At 68.3% G+C, this 17297-nt stretch carries 17 protein-coding genes; 10 read left to right on the top strand and 7 right to left on the bottom strand.

Translation table 11 applies throughout. The annotated features are described in order from the left end of the window. Positions 1–83: 83 nt before the first annotated feature. From folD to D1604_RS01290, 5 genes are all read left to right on the top strand, one after another. Entirely contained in the window at positions 84–1007 is a 924-nt protein-coding gene (gene folD / locus D1604_RS01310; RefSeq protein WP_119411883.1) for a bifunctional methylenetetrahydrofolate dehydrogenase/methenyltetrahydrofolate cyclohydrolase FolD, read from the top strand. A 97-nt stretch (positions 1008–1104) separates the two neighbouring features. Beyond that, positions 1105–1791, top strand: coding sequence for a LemA family protein (locus D1604_RS01305; RefSeq protein WP_119411882.1), 687 nt, complete (start codon positions 1105–1107; stop codon positions 1789–1791). 7 nt (positions 1792–1798) lie between these two features. Then, on the top strand, positions 1799–2659 hold the full coding sequence (locus tag D1604_RS01300) for a TPM domain-containing protein (protein WP_119411881.1): 861 nt from the start codon (positions 1799–1801) through the stop codon (positions 2657–2659). Then, positions 2659–3342, top strand: coding sequence for a TPM domain-containing protein (locus tag D1604_RS01295; protein ID WP_373561196.1), 684 nt, complete (start codon positions 2659–2661; stop codon positions 3340–3342). Before D1604_RS01300 ends, D1604_RS01295 begins: the two co-directional genes overlap by 1 nt. Before the next feature lie 70 nt (positions 3343–3412). Further along, positions 3413–4171 carry an endonuclease/exonuclease/phosphatase family protein gene (locus D1604_RS01290; RefSeq protein ID WP_119411879.1) on the top strand — a complete coding sequence of 253 codons (759 nt, stop codon included), beginning with the start codon at positions 3413–3415 and terminating at the stop codon, positions 4169–4171. On the opposite strand, the gene D1604_RS01285 is transcribed toward D1604_RS01290, so the two are convergent. Continuing rightward, a complete protein-coding gene (locus tag D1604_RS01285; protein ID WP_233551798.1) occupies positions 4156–5634 on the bottom strand; it encodes a phospholipase D-like domain-containing protein in 1479 nt (492 codons plus the stop codon). The genes D1604_RS01290 and D1604_RS01285 overlap by 16 nt on opposite strands. Positions 5635–5787: 153 nt before the next feature. Between D1604_RS01285 and D1604_RS01280 the strand changes: the two genes are divergently transcribed. The 3 genes from D1604_RS01280 to D1604_RS01270 all read left to right on the top strand — a co-directional run bounded on the left by D1604_RS01280 (position 5788) and on the right by D1604_RS01270 (position 9403). Next, positions 5788–5979 carry a hypothetical protein gene (locus D1604_RS01280; RefSeq protein WP_029673146.1) on the top strand — a complete coding sequence of 64 codons (192 nt, stop codon included), beginning with the start codon at positions 5788–5790 and terminating at the stop codon, positions 5977–5979. Positions 5980–6124: 145 nt separating this feature from the next. Beyond that, a complete protein-coding gene (locus D1604_RS01275) occupies positions 6125–8713 on the top strand; it encodes a tipN (protein ID WP_119411878.1) in 2589 nt (862 codons plus the stop codon). A 90-nt stretch (positions 8714–8803) separates the two neighbouring features. Then, on the top strand, positions 8804–9403 hold the full coding sequence (locus tag D1604_RS01270; protein ID WP_233551797.1) for a hypothetical protein: 600 nt from the start codon (positions 8804–8806) through the stop codon (positions 9401–9403). Here D1604_RS01270 and D1604_RS01265 read toward each other — a convergent pair. Continuing rightward, positions 9389–10558: an MFS transporter gene (locus D1604_RS01265; protein ID WP_119411877.1), complete on the bottom strand. Its 1170-nt coding sequence runs from the start codon at positions 10556–10558 to the stop codon at positions 9389–9391. The two genes, D1604_RS01270 and D1604_RS01265, sit on opposite strands and share 15 nt — an antisense overlap. A 47-nt stretch (positions 10559–10605) precedes the next feature. Between D1604_RS01265 and D1604_RS01260 the strand changes: the two genes are divergently transcribed. Continuing rightward, on the top strand, positions 10606–10977 hold the full coding sequence (locus D1604_RS01260; RefSeq protein WP_119411876.1) for a DUF423 domain-containing protein: 372 nt from the start codon (positions 10606–10608) through the stop codon (positions 10975–10977). A 24-nt stretch (positions 10978–11001) separates the two neighbouring features. Continuing rightward, a complete protein-coding gene (gene pip, locus D1604_RS01255; RefSeq protein ID WP_119411875.1) occupies positions 11002–11973 on the top strand; it encodes a prolyl aminopeptidase in 972 nt (323 codons plus the stop codon). Between the two features lie 31 nt (positions 11974–12004). Here the strand turns inward: pip and D1604_RS01250 are convergent, their stop codons facing one another. The 5 genes from D1604_RS01250 to mreC are packed head-to-tail and all read right to left on the bottom strand — an operon-like array spanning position 12005 to position 17277. Further along, a complete protein-coding gene (locus D1604_RS01250) occupies positions 12005–12493 on the bottom strand; it encodes a DUF6173 family protein (RefSeq protein ID WP_119411874.1) in 489 nt (162 codons plus the stop codon). 26 nt (positions 12494–12519) lie between these two features. Then, positions 12520–13677, bottom strand: coding sequence for a rod shape-determining protein RodA (gene rodA / locus D1604_RS01245; protein WP_119411873.1), 1158 nt, complete (start codon positions 13675–13677; stop codon positions 12520–12522). Further along, positions 13674–15677 (bottom strand): penicillin-binding protein 2, encoded by a 2004-nt coding sequence (gene mrdA, locus D1604_RS01240; RefSeq protein ID WP_119411872.1) that lies wholly within the window; start codon positions 15675–15677, stop codon positions 13674–13676. The genes rodA and mrdA overlap by 4 nt, the downstream gene beginning before the upstream one ends. Beyond that, on the bottom strand, positions 15674–16192 hold the full coding sequence (locus D1604_RS01235) for a hypothetical protein (RefSeq protein WP_233551796.1): 519 nt from the start codon (positions 16190–16192) through the stop codon (positions 15674–15676). The genes mrdA and D1604_RS01235 overlap by 4 nt, the downstream gene beginning before the upstream one ends. After that, positions 16189–17277, bottom strand: a complete 1089-nt coding sequence (gene mreC / locus D1604_RS01230) for a rod shape-determining protein MreC (protein ID WP_119411870.1) — start codon at positions 17275–17277, stop codon at positions 16189–16191. Before mreC ends, D1604_RS01235 begins: the two co-directional genes overlap by 4 nt. Between the last annotated feature and the right edge of the window lie 20 nt (positions 17278–17297).

Here is a 17297-nt window from a genome sequence, read left to right as displayed (position 1 = left end):
TTGCTGGCGTCATCATAGACGCCGAACCGCAGCGCCTGTAAATCGCGGCCACGCTTTCCAGTTCCCGGCAGATGGAGCCAAATATGGCTGTCGAACCCGCCCGCGCCTCTCTGATCGACGGCAAGGCCTTCTCACAGACCCTGGTGGAGCGCGTCGCAGCGGCCGCCGCCCGGCTGGAATCCGCCCACGGCGTCAAGCCCGGTCTGGCCGTCGTCATCGTCGGCGAAGACCCCGCCAGCCAGCTTTATGTCCGCAATAAGGGCGAGACGACGCTGAAGGCCGGGATGCGGTCCGACACCCACCGCCTGCCGGTCGAAACGACCCAGGACGAACTGTTGGCCCTGATCGCGTCGCTGAACGCCGATGCGGGCATCCACGGCATCCTCGTGCAGTTGCCCCTGCCCAAACATATCGATTCGTCCGCCGTTCTGGACGCCATCTCGCCGGACAAGGACGTGGACGGCTTCCACGTCGTCAACGCCGGACGTCTGGCCGTCGGCCTGCCCGGCATGATCCCCTGCACCCCGCTGGGCAGCCTGATGCTGCTGAAGGACCAGTTGGGCGACCTGTCGGGCCTGAACGCTGTCATCGTCGGCCGCTCCAACATCGTCGGCAAGCCGATGGCGCAACTGCTGCTGGGCGAAAGCTGCACTGTCACCATCGCCCACTCGCGCACCCGCGACCTGCCCGCCCTGTGCCGCACCGCCGACATTCTGGTGGCCGCCGTCGGCCGCCCCGAAATGATCAAGGGCGACTGGATCAAGCCGGGCGCCGCCGTCATCGACGTCGGCATCAACCGCGTCCCCTCGCGCGATCCGGTCAAGGCCGCCGAGGGCAAGACCCGCGTGGTCGGCGACGTGGACTTCAACGAGGCGGTCGAGGTCGCCGGACGCATCACCCCCGTTCCCGGCGGCGTCGGCCCCATGACCATCGCCTGCCTGCTGGCCAACACCTACACCGCCGCCTGCCGCGCGGCTGGCGTCGAGCCGGAAGACCTGAACGACTGAGGCCTGCGTCAATAATCCAGCCTTGAAGCGGAGCCTTTCGGCCCCGATAGTCTTTAGCGATCAGCGGTCATGAGGACCGCCCCGCAGGAGCTTCTTCATGGCTGGATTTTCGCCTCGCATCGCGGCCGTCGCCGCCGTCGTCGTCCTGGCCCCGGCCGTAGGCGCCTGCGGCTACAACACCATTCCGACCAAGCAGGAGCGCGCCGAAGCCGCCTGGGCCGACGTTCAGAGCCAGTATCAGCGCCGCGCCGATCTGGTGCCCAATCTGGTCGCCACCGTTCAGGGCGCGGCCATTCAGGAACGCACCACCCTGACCCAGGTGATCGAGGCCCGGGCCAAGGCCACCAGCGTCAACATCGACGCCTCCAACCTCGATAACGCCGCCGCCTTCCAGCAGTATCAACAGGCGCAGGGCGAGCTTTCCAGCGCCCTGTCGCGGCTGCTGGTGACGGTCGAGGCTTATCCCCAGCTTCAGGCCAACCAGAACTTTCTGACCCTGCAATCGCAGCTGGAAGGCACCGAGAACCGCATCTCCGTGGCGCGCCGCGACTACAATGAGGCCGTGCGCGACTACAACACCACCCTGCGCACCTTCCCGAGCGTGATCTGGGCCAAGACCCTGCACGGCGGCTCCAAGCCGATGCAGCTGTTCACCGCCACGGCCGAGGCCCAGTCGGCGCCCAGCGTGAACTTCGACCTGGGCGTCCAGCCCGGCGGCGGCGCACCTGCGACGACGCCCGGCGCCGCGCCCGGTTCGACGCCGCCCGCCCCGGCGGCGCAGTAAGCCTGAAATGAACCCTTCCGCCCTCGCCCTGAGGGAAGGCGCGGCGCGGGGCTTCCTCCCCGCGCTGATTCTGGCCCTCATCCTGTGGCTGGCCGCCCTGCCCGGCGCCAGCCTGGCCGCCGAAATCCGTTTCCCAGCCCTGACCGGCCGCGTGGTCGATGACGCCCAGTTGCTGACCCCCGCTCAGGAACAGACCCTGATCGGCAAGCTGGCGACGCTGGACCAGCAGACCGGCGACCAGTTGGTCGTCGTCACCCTGCCCTCGCTCCAGGATCAGGAGATCGAGGACTTCGGCTACCAGCTCGGCCGTCACTGGGGCATCGGCCAGAAGGAGAATGACGGCGGCGCCCTGCTGATCGTCGCGCCGAACGAGCGCAAGGTGCGGATCGAAGTCGGCTATGGGCTGGAGGGCGTGCTGACCGACGCCTATTCCTCGCTCATCATCCGCAACGACATCCTGCCGGCCTTTCGTCAGGGCGACTATGCGGCAGGCATCATCGCCGGGACCGACTCCATCATCGCGCAACTGACCGCCGATCCGGCCGAGGCCCAGGCGCGGGCGGAAGCAGCCAAGAGCGCGGCGACAGAGGCGACCAAGCCGGTGCTGCCGGCGATCATCATCCTGCTGGTGTTCGCCTTCATCTTCTTCAGCATGGTCGGCGCAGCTGCGGGCGGTCGCAAACGGCGCGGCGGACGCGGCGACGGCCTGTCCCCGATCCTGATCTGGGCCGCCAGCGAAGCCTTGAAAGACCGCAATCGCGGCGGGCGCGGCGGCGGCTGGGGCGGCGGCGGTTTCGGCGGCGGCGGCGGCGGATTTGGCGGTGGAGGCGGCGGCTTCGGCGGCGGCGGCGCCTCGGGGGGATGGTGATGCAGTTCACGACAGACGACCACGCGCGCGTCGCCAGGGCCATCGCTCAGGCCGAAGCGCACACGTCGGGCGAAATCTTCTGCGTCGTGGCTCGGCAGGTATCCTCCTATCGCGACGTCAGCCTTGGGTGGGCGGCCGCTGCGGCCCTGCTGCTGCCGCTGGGGTTGATCCCGTTCGGCTTCAACGGCGACTGGCTGGCTTTCGGCCACGGCTGGGAGATCGCCCATGCGCCTGCCGCTTCGGCCGAGATCGGGCGCGCGCTGGCGGCTTATGGGCTGGTGCAGGCGGGCGTCTTCCTCGCCGTCTTCCTGCTGTCGCTGATCCCAGCCGTGCGGCGGCTGCTGACGCCCGCCGCCCTGCGCCGCACGCGCGTCCGCCGCGCCGCCATGCAGCAATTCCTGGCCCACGGCCTGCACGTCACCGAGGCGCGCACCGGCGTCCTGATCTTCGCCGCCCTGGCTGATCATCAGGTCGAGGTGGTGGCCGACGAAGGCATCCATTCCTGCGTCAGTCCCGAGGTCTGGGCCGACGCAGTCGCCGCCTTGACCAAAGCCCTGCGTCATGACCGCCCGGTCGAGGGGTTCGAACAGGCCATCAACCTGTGCGGCGGGGTGCTAGCGGAACGCTTTCCGCCCAAGCCCGCTGATCAAAACGAGATCCCCGACAGACTGGTTGTCATCTAGTCTGGCTATCAGGGCCTCGCGACCGCCGCATTGAGCCGCGACAGTCGCTGCGATCGCGGGCAAGGAATTCATGCCGAGACTTCTGACCTACAACGTCCATCGCTGCGTCGGCGTCGACCGGAAGCTGGACGTGAACCGCATCGCCGATGTCATCGCCGAGCATGAGCCTGACGTGGTCTGCCTGCAGGAACTGGATGTCGGCCGCGCCCGCACCGGGCATGTCGATCAGGCCAGCGCCATCGCTCAACACCTGGCCATGAGCGTGCAATTCCACCCCGCCATGAAGGTCGAGGCCGAGCTCTACGGCGACGCCATCCTGACCCACCGCCCCGAGCGGCTGGTGCGCGCCGCCGCCCTGCCCACCCTGCCCGGCATCAAGGGGCTGGAGCCGCGCGGCGCCTTGTGGTCTGCGGTCGATTTCGACGGGGCGGTGGTCAACATCATGAACACCCACCTGGGCCTGATCCCGCGCGAACAACGGCTACAGGTCGCCGCATTGATCGGCGAGGAATGGCTGGGCGATCCTATGTGTCAGGGACCGACCATTCTGACCGGCGACTTCAACGCCACCTCCATCACCCGCCCCTATCAGGCCCTGACGCGGCGGCTGGACGACGCCCAGCGGCGCTTAGGCCTCAAGCCCTCGATCAAGACCTTTCCGTCCAGCTTCCCGGCCATCCGCATCGACCACTGCTTCGTCAGCCGCGAGATCCGCGTGACAGGCGCCCGCACCCCGTCCTCTCCTCTGGCGCGCGCCGCGTCGGACCATCTGCCTCTGATCATCGACTTCGAGATCGAAGGTCAGCTCCAGGATCACCCCGGCGCCTGACCGCCCTCGGACCTGGGCCGGGTGCGGTGCGAGCGGTTCAGCCGCTTCCACGGCCGCCAGGCGTCGGTCGCCGACACAGGATCGCCAAACTGCCACTCGGCGAACATCCGCTCGACCCGCGTCGGCTCGGCGGCGCCCAGCGGTTTCATCCGCGCCTGACCAAAAGTCTGGATCGCCTGCGCCACCGAACCCAGCAAGGTTTCCGCCTCGGCGAAGGCCTCGCCCGAGACGCCGATGAAATGGCCCAGCGAGTGGCGACGAAAGCGCCGGATCACATCGCGCTGCTGATCCGTCTGCGCCTCCACGGCCACGTCGCATTCCGTGTCCAGCCCCATCGAGCGGTTGTTCAGATTGCTGGAGCCGATCCGCAGCAGCTTGTCGTCGATGATGGTCATCTTGGCGTGAACAATGATCCGCTCGCCCTCGTCCGTCACCGGATAGAAGGCGGTGAAGCGGTCGTGGCGGTCCGCCTGCTCCAGCCGATACAGCACCTCGGCCCGCGCGGTATCCATCGTCAGGCCGTCAAACCAGCTGGGGCTGCGCCCGGTCGAGACCAGCACCACCTCCGGCCCGTCCGGCTCGGCCAGACGTTCGGCCAGCGCCGCCGCCAGCAGGGGCGAGGTGAAATACTGGTTCTCCATATAGATCAGCGACCGCGCCTGCCGGATGGCCTGCAGGTGCAGGGCCTCATTCTCGCGCACCTCAGGTCGGCCCCGGACCTGCGGTTCCGTGCGGGAGATAGCGACCGGAACATCATGCAGCGTCGGCTCGACGCCATCGGGCCAGGCGTCGCCGTCGCGCGGCGTTGAAGCTTCCAGCACCTCGCCCGTCGCCCGCCGCCAGCGTTCGCGCGCCAGGTCGCCCAGGTTCTGCGCCGCCGGTCCGTCCAGTACGCACATCACCTCATGCCGCGGCGCCGGAATGACGCCGGTCGGCTCGCACCGGCGCGGATCGCCCGAGAAATGCTCTTCGGTGTCCCAGCGGTCGGTCGAGATGTCGCCGCCGCCGCAGAAGGCGATCTGATTGTCGATCACCACCACCTTCTGATGATGGCAGGCGCCCAGAATACCCGGCCCGTCCAGCCGGAACTCCACGATCCGGCGGCGGAACCACCTCTGGGCCTTGTGCGGATAGAAACCCTGCGACGCCGCGATCAGAAGGGGCGAGCGCCAGATCAGCAGACGCACGTCCAGGTCCGGCTTGTGCCGCACCAGAGCCTTCAACTGATGACCGATCTCGGCCCGGCGGTCGGTCAGCGGCCCCTCCGGATCGAGCCGCGTGCGGGGATCGAACTGCCAGCCCAGAATCAGGATCGACCGTTTCGCCTTGTGCAGCGCCGAGGACAGGGCGTCGAAATAGGCCTTGTTCTCCATCAGCGGCGCGAAACGATGCGCGGGCGCAGACCGCCACACGCCCGGACCCGGCTCGATCAGACTGGCTTCATAAGAACGATCTGGCCCCATGACCCTCCGATGGCCGATTCGCGTGACGGCTTGATGCGCGGCCTCTACAGCAGAGGTCGAGCGGTTGCAGATCGTTCCATTTTCGCATCAGCACGGTCAATGGCGACGCTCCTTCACTTCGCCGCATTGTCGCCGGAACCGTGATCTGTCATTATGCGCGCCATGCAAGCTCTGATCGAAATGGTGATCGGCCTCATCGCACTGCTCGCCGCAGTTGCGCTGTCGCAGTTCGGCGTCGATCTCAGCCCGACGAAGAAGTCGGATGGCGAGATCCACCGGGTCGAAAAGAAGTGCGGCGACGCCCCGTCCACCCACATTCAGGTCAACGCCCCGACCTCCTGCTGATCCACAGCTTAGGCTTAGTGAAGCCGCCGCTTCAGGCCGGATAATACGCCCTCCAGCCTTTTCGCTTCTCGTTACAGTCGTTAGGGTCGCTCCGCACACGACCTCGCCCGCGTCTCCAGGCGACCAGTAATCGAGATCGACGCCCATGAAATCCCGCCCTCGGCCGCCGCTCAACCTGACCGACTCCGAGCCCGCCCTTGAGGACGAGGCCTCCGTGATCGCGCCCGACGCCCAGGCTGATGCGGCCACGCCCGAGCCGATGCCTGAGCATCCGCCGCTGCCTGAATCCGCCCCCGTCCCAGAACGGCCGATGTCTGAGCGTCAGCGCCGCCGCCTGGCCGAACAGCAAGCGATCGCCGAACAGCGCGCGGCTGAGGCGGAAAAAGCAGCCCGCACCCTGGCCATTCTGGGCGAGTCGGCCGACGCGCCGCCCGCCACCGTCGAATCAACGCCCCTTACCGTTCCCCCCTCCCCTCACGCCAAGTCGGCCAAGGGCGGCGCCAACCACGCCTATCTGATCGCCGGGCTGGCGTCGGCCCTGTGGATCGGCGGGCTGGCGTCCTGGTTCGCCTATGAGCTGGGCTCCGGGATGATGGAGCTGGATCCGCTGCGGCTGGCGGTCTACGGCCTGATCCTTCTGGCGCCGGTCGGCCTGTCGATCCTGCTGGCCCACGCCGTGCGTCAGGGGGCCGGTCTGGCGCAAGAGACCCGCCGCGCCCGCGAAATGGCGAACGCCCTGGTCGGCCCGACGGCCCTGGCCGCCAATGAAGCCGGTCAGGTGCTCACCGGTCTGCGCAGCGACATCGACCTGGCGGCACAGGCCGCCGAACGCGCGCGTAACGACATGGCCCAACTTCGCGAAGCCCTGGCCAAGGAAACCGCCCTGCTGAACGAGGCGGCCGAACGCGCCGGCGGCACGGCCCGCCAACTGACCGAAAAGATGTCGGCCGAGCGGGAGCAGATGCACGGCCTCAGCGGTCGCCTTGAAACCCAGGCCTCCAACGTGGTCGAAACGGTCGAGCGCCAGTCGCGCATGGTTGCCGACGCCTCCGACCTGGCTCAGACGCAACTGCGCGAGGCCGAAGCCGCCCTGGCCGCCCGCGCCGCCGACCTGGCCGCCGCCGCCAATGAGGCGCAGGACGCCGCCCGCGCCGCCGCCGACGACCTGGCCCGCCAGACCCTGCGTCTCGAAACCGCCGGCTCCGGCGTCGCTGAACAGATTCAATCGGTCGAGGAAGGTCTGGGCCAACAGCGCGCCGCCCTGGTCACCGCCGCCTATGCCCTGCGCACCGATCAGGAAGACTTCTCGGCCCAGGTGGAGAGCCAGCGCGCCCAGCTTCTGGATCACCTGTCCCAGACCCGCACCGCCGCCGACGACCTGAACCTGAAGGGCGAAGAGGCGGCCAACGCCATCAAGGCCCAGGTCGAGGCCGTGGTCGATCAGTTCCAGGCCCTGGTGCAGTTGTCCCAGCGCGAAGCCGACGGCTTCGACCACGCCACCAAGCTGGCGCTGGACCGGTTCGAGGCGCTGTCCGCCGAATCCCGTGACCTGCTGGTCGAAGAGACGCGCCGTTCGCTGGCGGCGCTGCAGGCCACGGCCGACGCCCAGCGTCAGGCGGCCGACACGGCCATCGAACAGGCGCAGATTCGCGCCGACCGCCTGGGCGAATCTCTGTTCGACGCCGCCCAGCAGGCCGACGCCGCCGCCGAGGCCCGCATCGAGGGCGCCCGTCGCATCATCGGCCAGACGGCTGAAATGGTGGACCAGACGGGCGAGCGCCTGATCGACAGCCTTCACGCCACCCTGACCCGCGTCACCGAGGCCCTGACCCAGGTCGAACAGGCCGTGTCCGAGATGGACGAACGCGCCAGCCGCCTGCCCCAGGAAGCCCAGAACCGTGTGGACTCGGTCCGCGCCGCCGTCGAAAACGGCCTGACCGCCCTGAGCGCCGCCTCCCGTAAGGCGGCCGAGGACACCGAAGCCCTGGAAAGCGGTTTCCAGGAGCGCGTCCGTCGCAACTACGACATGCTGACCGAGGCCGTGCGCCTGATGGGCGCCGTGTCCGGCGAAGGCGGCCGTCGTCGTCCCTTGAACCAGCCCGCCCCGACCGAGCGCCCCGCTGAACGGCCGCATGACAGCCTGCGCGGACGGCTGCGCCCCCAGAACGCGCCGGAGGGAGACATCGAAGCCATCCCGGCCGCGCCGCAGGCCCGACCGGCGCCGCCGCCGCGTGATACGACGCCGCCCGCGCCGCCACACAGACACGAGGCGCCCGCCGCCGATCTGGACTGGAACGATCTGTCCGCTCCCAACAGCGGCCCGCAGGCCGAGGCTGCATCGCACGCCCCGGCGGCGCCGATCGGCTCGCCCGAAGAGATCGACGCCCTGGCCTCGCGCATCACCGACGCCATTCGGCGCATGGGCGTGGACCCCAACGCCCTGCTGCCGCGCCCACGCATCGAGGAAACGGCCCAGGCCTTCGCCGCCCATGACCCGTCGCGCGCCCGCCAGATCGTCCGCAGGGTGGCGCCCGCCGCCGTCCGCAGCGTCTCGCGCCGCGTGCTGAGCGACGACGCCCTGCGCGCCGACGCCGAGGCCTATGTGCGCGCCTTCGCCCACGGCCTGAGGCTTCAGGCCGAGCGCGGCGACGCCCATGACATTCAGGCGCGGCTGGCCACGGACGAAGGCCGCGCCTTCATGCTGCTGGACGCCGCCGTCGGCGACCTGGGCTGAAGCATCGGCTCAGGCTTGACCTCACGACGATTTTACCGGCACGTTCACTGAGCCTAGCGCCATCCCGACGTACAGGAGCCACGCCCCTTGGTGGACACGGATTCCCGCACCCGTCCTGATCGACGCCCCGCCCTCGCCATCTGCGTGTGGAATCCGGATTACCCGACCTGGGATCTGGTCGAAGACCTGTCCGGCGAGCCCTGGAGCCCGCCGGGCGCCCGCACCCAGCCGATCCCGGGCGATACCGACTCCCCGGCTCTCGCCGACCGCCTGATCGCCGCGCTGAAGGATCAGGACTGCGCCGCCCTGCTGCTGATCGGCCGCACCAGCCATCCCGGCCCCTTCCGTCTTCAGATGCGGGCCGAAAACCGGCGTCTGGACAGCGCCGGCCGACTGGATGAGACCGGCCCGGGCGTTGCGCGCGTCACCGCCCCAATCGCCGAGATGCTGCGCGATCTGACCGCTGCGGGCCTGCCGGCCATCGCCGCGTCCGACGCAGAGGAAGATGCGGGAAGCTACATCCTATACCGCGCCCTCGCCGACCTGCCCGACAGCCTGAACTCACCCTCCATCGGCCTGCTGCGCGCGCCCGACGGCGCGACCGAAGAGGCCATGCGCACCGCCATCAAGGCCGTCGCCTCGGCGATGGCGCGTCATTTGACGCCCCTGCCCCGCTCAAGCGCGGCCTGAGCCGCCCAACCGTCGCGCCAACAGCAGTCCCGTCACGCCGCCGACCAGCGCCAGTCCAGCCATGCTGAGATAGGCGCGCGAACCAAAAGCATCGTACAGCGGCCCGCTGGCCAGGGTCGCCAGGCCGATCAGCACCCCGGCGGAAAGGGCCGAGCTCAAAGTCTGCGCCGCCGTATGGCTATCGGGCGGACACAGGCGCTCGACGATCTGCACGCCCGCCAGATAGGTGGCTGCAAACGTCAGGGCGTGCAGCGTCTGCAACGGCCACAGCAGCCACAGCGGCGGCGCAAAAGCCATGACGGTCCAGCGCAGCACCGCCGCGCCCGCGCCCAGCGCCAGAATGAACCAGGGCCCGATCCCCCGCCTGCGGCGCCACGGCTCGATCACCCACATGAAGCCGATCTCGACCAGGACGGAAAAGGCCCACAGCAGGCCCGTCATGCTCTCGGCCACGCCCTGCGCCCGCCACAGGATGGCGGAGAAGCCGTAGTAGAAGGCGTGCGCCGCCTGCACCGCGCCCACGGCGAAGATGGCGGTCATGAACACCGGGTCCGCCGCCAGACGCCCCAATCCGCGAAACCGCTCGAACCCCGACAGCGGCCCGTCGTCGCCTACCCGCTCGTCCGGCAGGATGCGCCACGCCGTCACGGCGATCAGCAAGGACGCCGCCACCGCCCAGATGATCACGACGTCCGCCGACATCCGCGTCAGCAGCCAGCCCATCACGACATTGGCGACGACAAAGGCCGCCGAACCACACCCGCGCGGCAGGGAGAAGGGAAAGCCCTCTCGCGCCGCGACCTTGAGGGTCAACACGTCGCTGAGCGGGATCAATGCGGCGGCGGCCGTCGCCCCGATCAGCCAGAAGACGGCCCACGGGACGACGCCCTGCGCCAGCCCCGCCCCGCCATAGCCGACCGCCATCGCCAGCCCCAGCAGGGCGATCGGCGTGCGTCGGCGCCTGAAACCGTCGGCCCAGACAGCGATCAGCGGCCCGGTCAGCGCCCGCGCCAGCATGGGGATCGCCAGGAGGGCGCCGATCTGCGCACCGCTCAGCCCCTGAGCGCGGAACCACAGCCCCGCGAACGGCAGAGTCACGCCGCTGGCGCCGAACAGAAGGATGTATTGCAGGGCCATGCGCGGGGCGGACGTCATGGCGCGCCATAGCAGACTTCCCCCGATTTGTGGTCTAGACATAAGCCATGACGTCCAACCGCAAGCTTCTTGTCTTCGCCGGGCTCAACGGCGCCATGGCCGTGGCGCTGGGCGCCTTCGCGGCCCACGGCGCAGCGCCCGCTGTCAAAACCCTGCTGACCACGGGCGGCCAGTATCAGATGGTCCATGCGGCCTTAGCCGTAGCGCTGGCGCTATGGAGCGGCGGCGGGCGACTGGCGCGCCTCGCCGGATGGCTGGCTGCCGCCGGGGGGCTGATCTTCTGTCTGGCCCTGGCCATGATCGGCCTGCTCAGCCTGCCTGTGATGGGGGCCGTCGCCCCGATCGGCGGGGTCATGATGATCGCGGCCTGGTGCCTGGTCGTCGCCGCCGCCCTCAAGTCCGCGCCCAACAACGCCTAATCTCAAGCAGAACAGGGTCCCAGCATGTTTGCCGTGAACGAAACGCCCCGCCGTGACCTCTATCCCGAGATCGAAGCCTACGCCTCAGGCTGGATGCCGACCGACAGCGTCCACGAGATCTATTACGAGGAAAGCGGCAATCCGCATGGCGTGCCCGTCATCGTCCTGCACGGCGGCCCCGGCGGGGCGGTCAATCCGGGGATGCGGCGCTATTTCGACCCGGCCCAATACCGCATCGTCATGTTCGACCAGCGCGGCTGCGGCCTGTCGCGGCCCAACGCCTCGCTGGAAAACAACACCACCTGGGACCTCGTCGCCGACATCGAGCGCCTGCGCGAGAAGCTGGGCATCGACAAATGGGTCGTGTTCGGCGGGTCGTGGGGTTCGACCCTGTCGATGACCTACGCCATCAAACACCCGGATCGCTGTCTGGCGCTGGTGCTGCGCGGCATCTTCCTGCTGACGAAGAAGGAGTTGCACTGGTTCTATCAGGACGGCGCCTCGATGATCTTCCCGGACGCCTGGGAGCGCTTCCTGGCCCCGATCCCGCAGGCCGAGCGCGGCGACCTGATGGCCGCCTATTACAAGCGCCTGACCGGCGACGACATCGAGGAACGCAACCGCTGCGCCGTCGCCTGGGCCACCTGGGAAGGCGAGACCGTCAGCATCCAGGGGCCGTCGGGCAAACCGGACAAGTTCGCCGATCCTGAGTTCGCCGTCGCCTTCGCCCGGATCGAGAACTGGTATTTCACCAATGGCGGCTTCATGGATAGCGAGAACTGGATCCTCGAAAATATTGACACCATCCGCCACATCCCCTGCTGGATCGCGCAGGGGCGCTTTGACGTGGTGACGCCGATCTCGGGCGCCTGGTCCCTGCACCGCGCCTGGCCCGAGGCCAAGCTGGACATCATCGGCGACGCCGGCCACGCCTCGACCGAGCCGGGCATCATCGACAGCCTGATCCGCGCCACCGACTGGGCGGCGGCCCTTTAACCCCGAAGGGCGGCCGTATCGCGCGACCTAGTCAGTCCGCCGGTTTCGGACTGGTCTTCTGAACCATCTCGTTGAGTTGGAAGCCGATACGGCGCGCCTCGCGCTCCTCCGGTTTTTTCACCGCGCTCAGCACCACATTGATCTGGCTGTAGTGCTGGATCAGACGAACCGGCTTGCCGTCGGCGTTACGGCCGAAGAACATAATCAGATCCGGTCCCCAGAAGCCGACGTCCACGATCTGCATCGTGCCGTCGCCCGGCAGGCCGACGACGCGCGCGCCGATCTCCTCGTCCTTATCGAGATTGGCCTCGAATTCCTCGATCAGCTTGGACAGGCGGACAAAGGCCCATTCCGCCGGATTGTCCCGCATCCGAACGCCCTCGGCGAGAGCCGCCGCCTCGTTCTGAGGGTCCGCCAGCACGGGCTGCGGACAAGGCGTATCGCCGCAGTCCGAAAACATGGCGGGGTCGGCCTTGGGCGCTTCGGCGGCGGCTTGGATTTCGGGCGTTTCTTCAGTCATGCCGCAAACCTAGCGCGCACAAGCGGTCAGAACAGCCCCTGTCCCTTCGGCAGTTCGACATAGCGGTGCACGCGCGTCGACAGGATCAGGCCGAAACCGACCATCACCGTCATCATCGACGATCCGCCATAGGACAGCATCGGCATGGGCACGCCGACAACCGGCGCCAGCCCCATCACCATCGCCCCGTTGATGAGCATGAACAGGGCCACGAAGGCCGTCATGCCCGCCGCGCTCAGACGACCGAAATGGCTGTGCGACAGCGCCGCGATCCGCAACGAAATCAGGATCAGCGCCACATAGCAGGCTATGACGGTGAAGGAGCCGATGAAGCCGAACTCCTCCGACACCGTCGAGAAGATAAAGTCCGTGTGGCGTTCCGGCAGGAACTCCAGCTGGCTCTGACTGCCCAGGCCATAGCCCTTGCCCATCAATCCGCCCGAACCCAGGGCGATCTTGGACTGGATGATGTTGTAGCCCGTGCCCGACGGGTCGGCTTCCGGGTTGAGGAAGGTCAGAACCCGGTTACGCTGATAATCGTGCATGCCGAACATCACGAAAGGCGGGATGACGGCCACGGCGGCGGCGACGCCTGCGCCGATCACGCGCCAGCTCAAGCCCGCCATGAACATCATCACCCCCCCGGTCAGGCCGATGATCATGGCCGAGCCGAGGTCCGGCTGCTTAGCCACCAGGATGAAGGGAACGCCGATAATCCCGGCTGGAAACAACAGCTTCCACGACCAGCGCGCGTCCTGAGCCGAATGTCCATGATACCAGCGCGCCAGGGCCAGCACGAGGCCGATCTTGACGAACTCGGCCGGCTGGATGCGGATGAAGCCCAGGTGCAGCCAGTTCTTGGCGCCGCCCGCCACGTACCCCAGCGGGGTGAACTCAACCAGCATCACCATGAACAGCAGGACGCCATAGACGGGATAGGCCGCGTGGAACCACCACTTCGGGTGGACCATGGCCAGGGCGATCATGCCCGCCAGCAAGACCCCGAAACGGATCAGATGCTTGGCCGCCCACGGCTGCCAGTGGCCGCCCGCGATCGAATAGAGCATCGCCGTGCCGATCCCGGCCAGAATGCACAGCAGGCCGATGATGCGCCAGTCCAGCTCTGCGAACTTGGTGGACAGGCGATCGCGTTCGCCGGGGCGGGTCAGGGCGGAAGCGGTCATTGTCCGGGCTCCGTCAACGGCGGCGGGGCGACGGCGGCGCCTGCGTCGGCATCGCCGTTGTCGATGGGCTCGCCTCTGGCTTCAGCTTCGCGGACGCCCGCGTCCTCCTGAGCCTCGAAACCGGCCGATTCGATGCGGGCCCGGATCTCGGGGTCCTTGAGCAGGGCCACCTTCATCGCTTCGCGCGCGCGCGGCGCCCCGGCCGTCCCCCCGCCCAGACCGCCATGCTGGACGATAACCGAGACGGCGTAGCGCGGATTGTCGGTCGGCGCATAGGCGACGAAAAGGTTGTGGTCCTTCTGGTCCCACGGACGGCCCGCCCCCTTGCGCGACCCGGAGCCATAGTTGCGCGCCTGGGCCGTGCCGGTCTTGCCCGCCATCTTGACCGTGCCCAAGCCCAGCTGACTGTTGCGGAAGCCCGTGCCCCCGGCGGCCGTCACCGCCTCCATGCCGTCGCGCAGCACCTGAATCATCTCGGGCGTATAGGGCAGGTCGGCGAAGGCGCTGCCGCCCTGCTCGACCCCGCCGATCGACTTGATCAGGCGCGGCGTCACCGCCTTGCGGCCATTGGCGATCCGCGCCGTATAAACGGCCAGTTGCAGGGCGTTCACCGTCAGCGCGCCCTGGCCGATGCCATAGCTGGGATTCTCGCCCGGATACCATTTCGTATCGCCGCGCACCGGATTCTTGCGGCGCCACTCGCGGTCCGGCACCAACCCGGCCTTCTGGCCGCCGATGCCGATATCGAATGTCTGCCCAAAGCCCAGATCCCGCGCCGTCTCCGCGATGGCGTCCGGCCCCATCTCTGCCGCCAGCGTCATGAAGTAGACGTTGCACGACGCCTTGATGGCCCCGCGCAGATCCAACGCGCCATGCCGCCCCAGACAGGCGAAGCGCCGCCCCAGATAGAAGCTGCCGCCGCAGAAGATGCGCCGCGACGGGTCCAGCCCCCGCTTCATCGCCGCCAGCCCCACGACCGGCTTGAAGGTCGAGCCCGGCGCGAAGGTCCCGCTCAACGCCTTGTCCAGCAGGGGGCGGCGCTCATAGTCGGCCAGGGCGCGATAGATCCTGGACGGCACCCCCGACACGAACAGGTTTGGATCGAACGACGGCGAAGACACCATCGCCAGGATGTCGCCGTTGCGCACATCCATGACCACCATGCTGCCGGCCTCTTCGCCGAAGACCTCCAGCGCCCGCTGCTGGACGTCGTTGTCCAGCGTCAGCACGATCTCTGACCCCTGCACCGCCGGACGCGAACCCGCGATGTCCTCGGCCACGACGCGGCCCCGCGCGTTGACCTCGACCCGCTTGCCGCCTTCGACGCCGCGCAGATCCAGGTCCAGCGAGCGCTCAATGCCCTGACGGCCGATGCGGAAACCGGGGTTGAACAGAATGGCGGGCGGCTGCTCGCCCTTGTCGCGGATCGCCTTCACGTCGCGATCCGAGACCTTGGCCACATAGCCGACCACATGGGCGTAGGCGCCGCCGTGCGGATAGTAGCGGGCCTCGTTCATGTCAGCCATGACGCCGGGCAGTTCGGCCGCGTGCAGGTTGACCTTGGAGAACTCTTCCCAGGTCAGGTCGCTCTTGACCGGAACCGGCGAGAAGCGCGGCGCGGCGTTGACCTCGCGGATGATGGTCCGTCGCCGCTCCAGCGTGTCCGGCAGCAGTTGGCCCAGCAGGTCCAGCGTCTGGTCCAGGTCCTTGGTTTCGTCGCGCACGACCAGCACGCGGAAGCTGGGCCGGTTGCCGGCGATGACCACGCCGTTGCGGTCCTTGATCAGGCCCCGCGGCGGCGGCACCTGACGGAAGTTGAACTGATTGCGGGTCGCCAGGGTGGCGAACTCTTCGGACTTGAACAGTTGCAGATGCGCCAGCCGCCCGACCAGGGCCAGACCGCCCAGCGCCGTCGCCCCGCCCATCAACATGGTGCGCCGCAGGAAGGAGCCCTGCCGTTCGTTCACATCGGAAAAGAAGATATGCGGTTCGCTGCTCATCGGAATCGCACGTCCGCGTCGTCGAAACGCTCGATCAGCCAACTTGCCAGGGGGAAGAGCAACAGCGTCGGGATCATCTGCCCCATGATAGCCAGCAGATTGGGCGCATTCCCAAGGCTGCCGCGCGTCACAAAATAGGCCACCGCAAACGCCAGACCCGTCGAGGCGACATAGAGGGCGAACAGGACGATGGTCGCCTGCCCCGCCAGATATTTCGAAGCCAGCAGAATGGCTCCATAGATCAGCAGCAGGTTAAGCGCCCACATCCCCGCCTTGCCGCCCCAGAAGAAGTCCAGAAACAGCCCCAGACCGAACAGCACGACCGGCGCCAGCATCGACGGCCGGATCAGCGGCCAGGCGAAGGCCAGCACCATCGGCCAGACCGGCTCAGGCAAGGTCAGGCCGAACAGGCGCAGCGGAATGGCGAACAGAATGGTCACGGCTGCGGCGATCAGCGCCGGGTAGCCGATCCACTGCATCGGACCGACCATCCGTACGGTGATCGTCCGTCTCACTCGCGGCCCCCGTCGGGCGTTCCAGCCGCAGGTGCGGCAGGCTGGGTCGCGGCTGGGAGCGGCGTGGCGGTCGGAACCGGCGGCGGGGCGGCGTTGGCGGCGCGCACACGGTCGGCGGCGGCCTTGACGGCGACGGCGCGGCGGGTCGCCACATCCTGAATGGCGGCGGCCTGGGCGGCGGTCGGCGGCGGCGCCGTCTTCAGGCTGGACAGCGGCGGCGCGTTCAGCGCGTTCTGGTCAGCCAACTGGCCGAAATCCTGGAACAGCAGGACGCGCACATAGTCGATCGCCGTGCGGTCGCTGTACAGCTTGACCCGCCAGGAGCCGTCGACCCCCTTGGCCACGACGCCGACCGGCAGGCCGCGCGGGAATCCGCCGCCATCGCCCGAGGTCAGGATGCGGTCGCCGTCCTGCACCGAGCCCTGTCCACGCACATAGTCCAGACGCGGGCTGCGGCTGCCGTCTCCGGTCAGCATGGCGCGCGCGTCGGTGCGTTCGACCATCACAGGAATACGCGAAGCCACATCGGTCAGAAGAACCATGCGGCTGTAACCGCCGGCGGCGCCAGCGATGCGGCCGACCAGGCCGTGCTCGCTCAAGACCGGATTACCGACGCGCACGCCCTTGGCGGCGCCCACGTTCAGCAGGCGCGAACGCGCGAAGGGGCCGCGCGCATCGGAAATCGCACGCCCGGCCGTCATCTCGATCGGCGGTTCGGTCTGCAGGCCCAGCAGTTGTTCATAGCGCGCGTTGAGGTTCTTGAGCGCCAGGGCGTCGTCGCGCCATGCGCTCATCTCCGCCAGTTCACGACGCAGGCGACGGTTCTCGGAGACGGCGAAGAAATAGCCTTTGACGAAGTCGACGGCGTCGCCCGTCCACCGCACAGGAGCCGCCAACACCCCGCCCGTCGTTCCAGCGGCGGTATCGAACGCAGCCTGTGCGGGCTGGAGATCATCCACGCTCGGCGGCGGGCGATCGGCGAGCAGAAGCATGATCGCCGCGACGATGCCGCCGACAACCATGACCGCAGCCGTCCAGGCCAGCGGCACCTTCAGATTCTCGAACGGTCCGTCGCGAAACGCCACGGCCAGCCCTTCCTGCTAGA

This window comes from Brevundimonas sp. LPMIX5 (assembly GCF_003576505.1).
In the GTDB taxonomy this organism is placed as follows: domain Bacteria; phylum Pseudomonadota; class Alphaproteobacteria; order Caulobacterales; family Caulobacteraceae; genus Brevundimonas; species Brevundimonas naejangsanensis.
This window is presented reverse-complemented; position numbering and strand designations above follow the sequence as displayed.

Coding starts and splice junctions, on each gene's coding strand:
- folD (WP_119411883.1), top strand. CDS start 84: ATGGCTGTCGAACCCGCCCGCGCCTCTCTGATCGACGGCAAGGCCTTC.
- D1604_RS01305 (WP_119411882.1), top strand. CDS start 1,105: ATGGCTGGATTTTCGCCTCGCATCGCGGCCGTCGCCGCCGTCGTCGTC.
- D1604_RS01300 (WP_119411881.1), top strand. CDS start 1,799: ATGAACCCTTCCGCCCTCGCCCTGAGGGAAGGCGCGGCGCGGGGCTTC.
- D1604_RS01295 (WP_373561196.1), top strand. CDS start 2,659: ATGCAGTTCACGACAGACGACCACGCGCGCGTCGCCAGGGCCATCGCT.
- D1604_RS01290 (WP_119411879.1), top strand. CDS start 3,413: ATGCCGAGACTTCTGACCTACAACGTCCATCGCTGCGTCGGCGTCGAC.
- D1604_RS01285 (WP_233551798.1), bottom strand. CDS start 5,634: ATGGGGCCAGATCGTTCTTATGAAGCCAGTCTGATCGAGCCGGGTCCG.
- D1604_RS01280 (WP_029673146.1), top strand. CDS start 5,788: ATGCGCGCCATGCAAGCTCTGATCGAAATGGTGATCGGCCTCATCGCA.
- D1604_RS01275 (WP_119411878.1), top strand. CDS start 6,125: ATGAAATCCCGCCCTCGGCCGCCGCTCAACCTGACCGACTCCGAGCCC.
- D1604_RS01265 (WP_119411877.1), bottom strand. CDS start 10,558: ATGACGTCCGCCCCGCGCATGGCCCTGCAATACATCCTTCTGTTCGGC.
- D1604_RS01260 (WP_119411876.1), top strand. CDS start 10,606: ATGACGTCCAACCGCAAGCTTCTTGTCTTCGCCGGGCTCAACGGCGCC.
- pip (WP_119411875.1), top strand. CDS start 11,002: ATGTTTGCCGTGAACGAAACGCCCCGCCGTGACCTCTATCCCGAGATC.
- D1604_RS01250 (WP_119411874.1), bottom strand. CDS start 12,493: ATGACTGAAGAAACGCCCGAAATCCAAGCCGCCGCCGAAGCGCCCAAG.
- rodA (WP_119411873.1), bottom strand. CDS start 13,677: ATGACCGCTTCCGCCCTGACCCGCCCCGGCGAACGCGATCGCCTGTCC.
- mrdA (WP_119411872.1), bottom strand. CDS start 15,677: ATGAGCAGCGAACCGCATATCTTCTTTTCCGATGTGAACGAACGGCAG.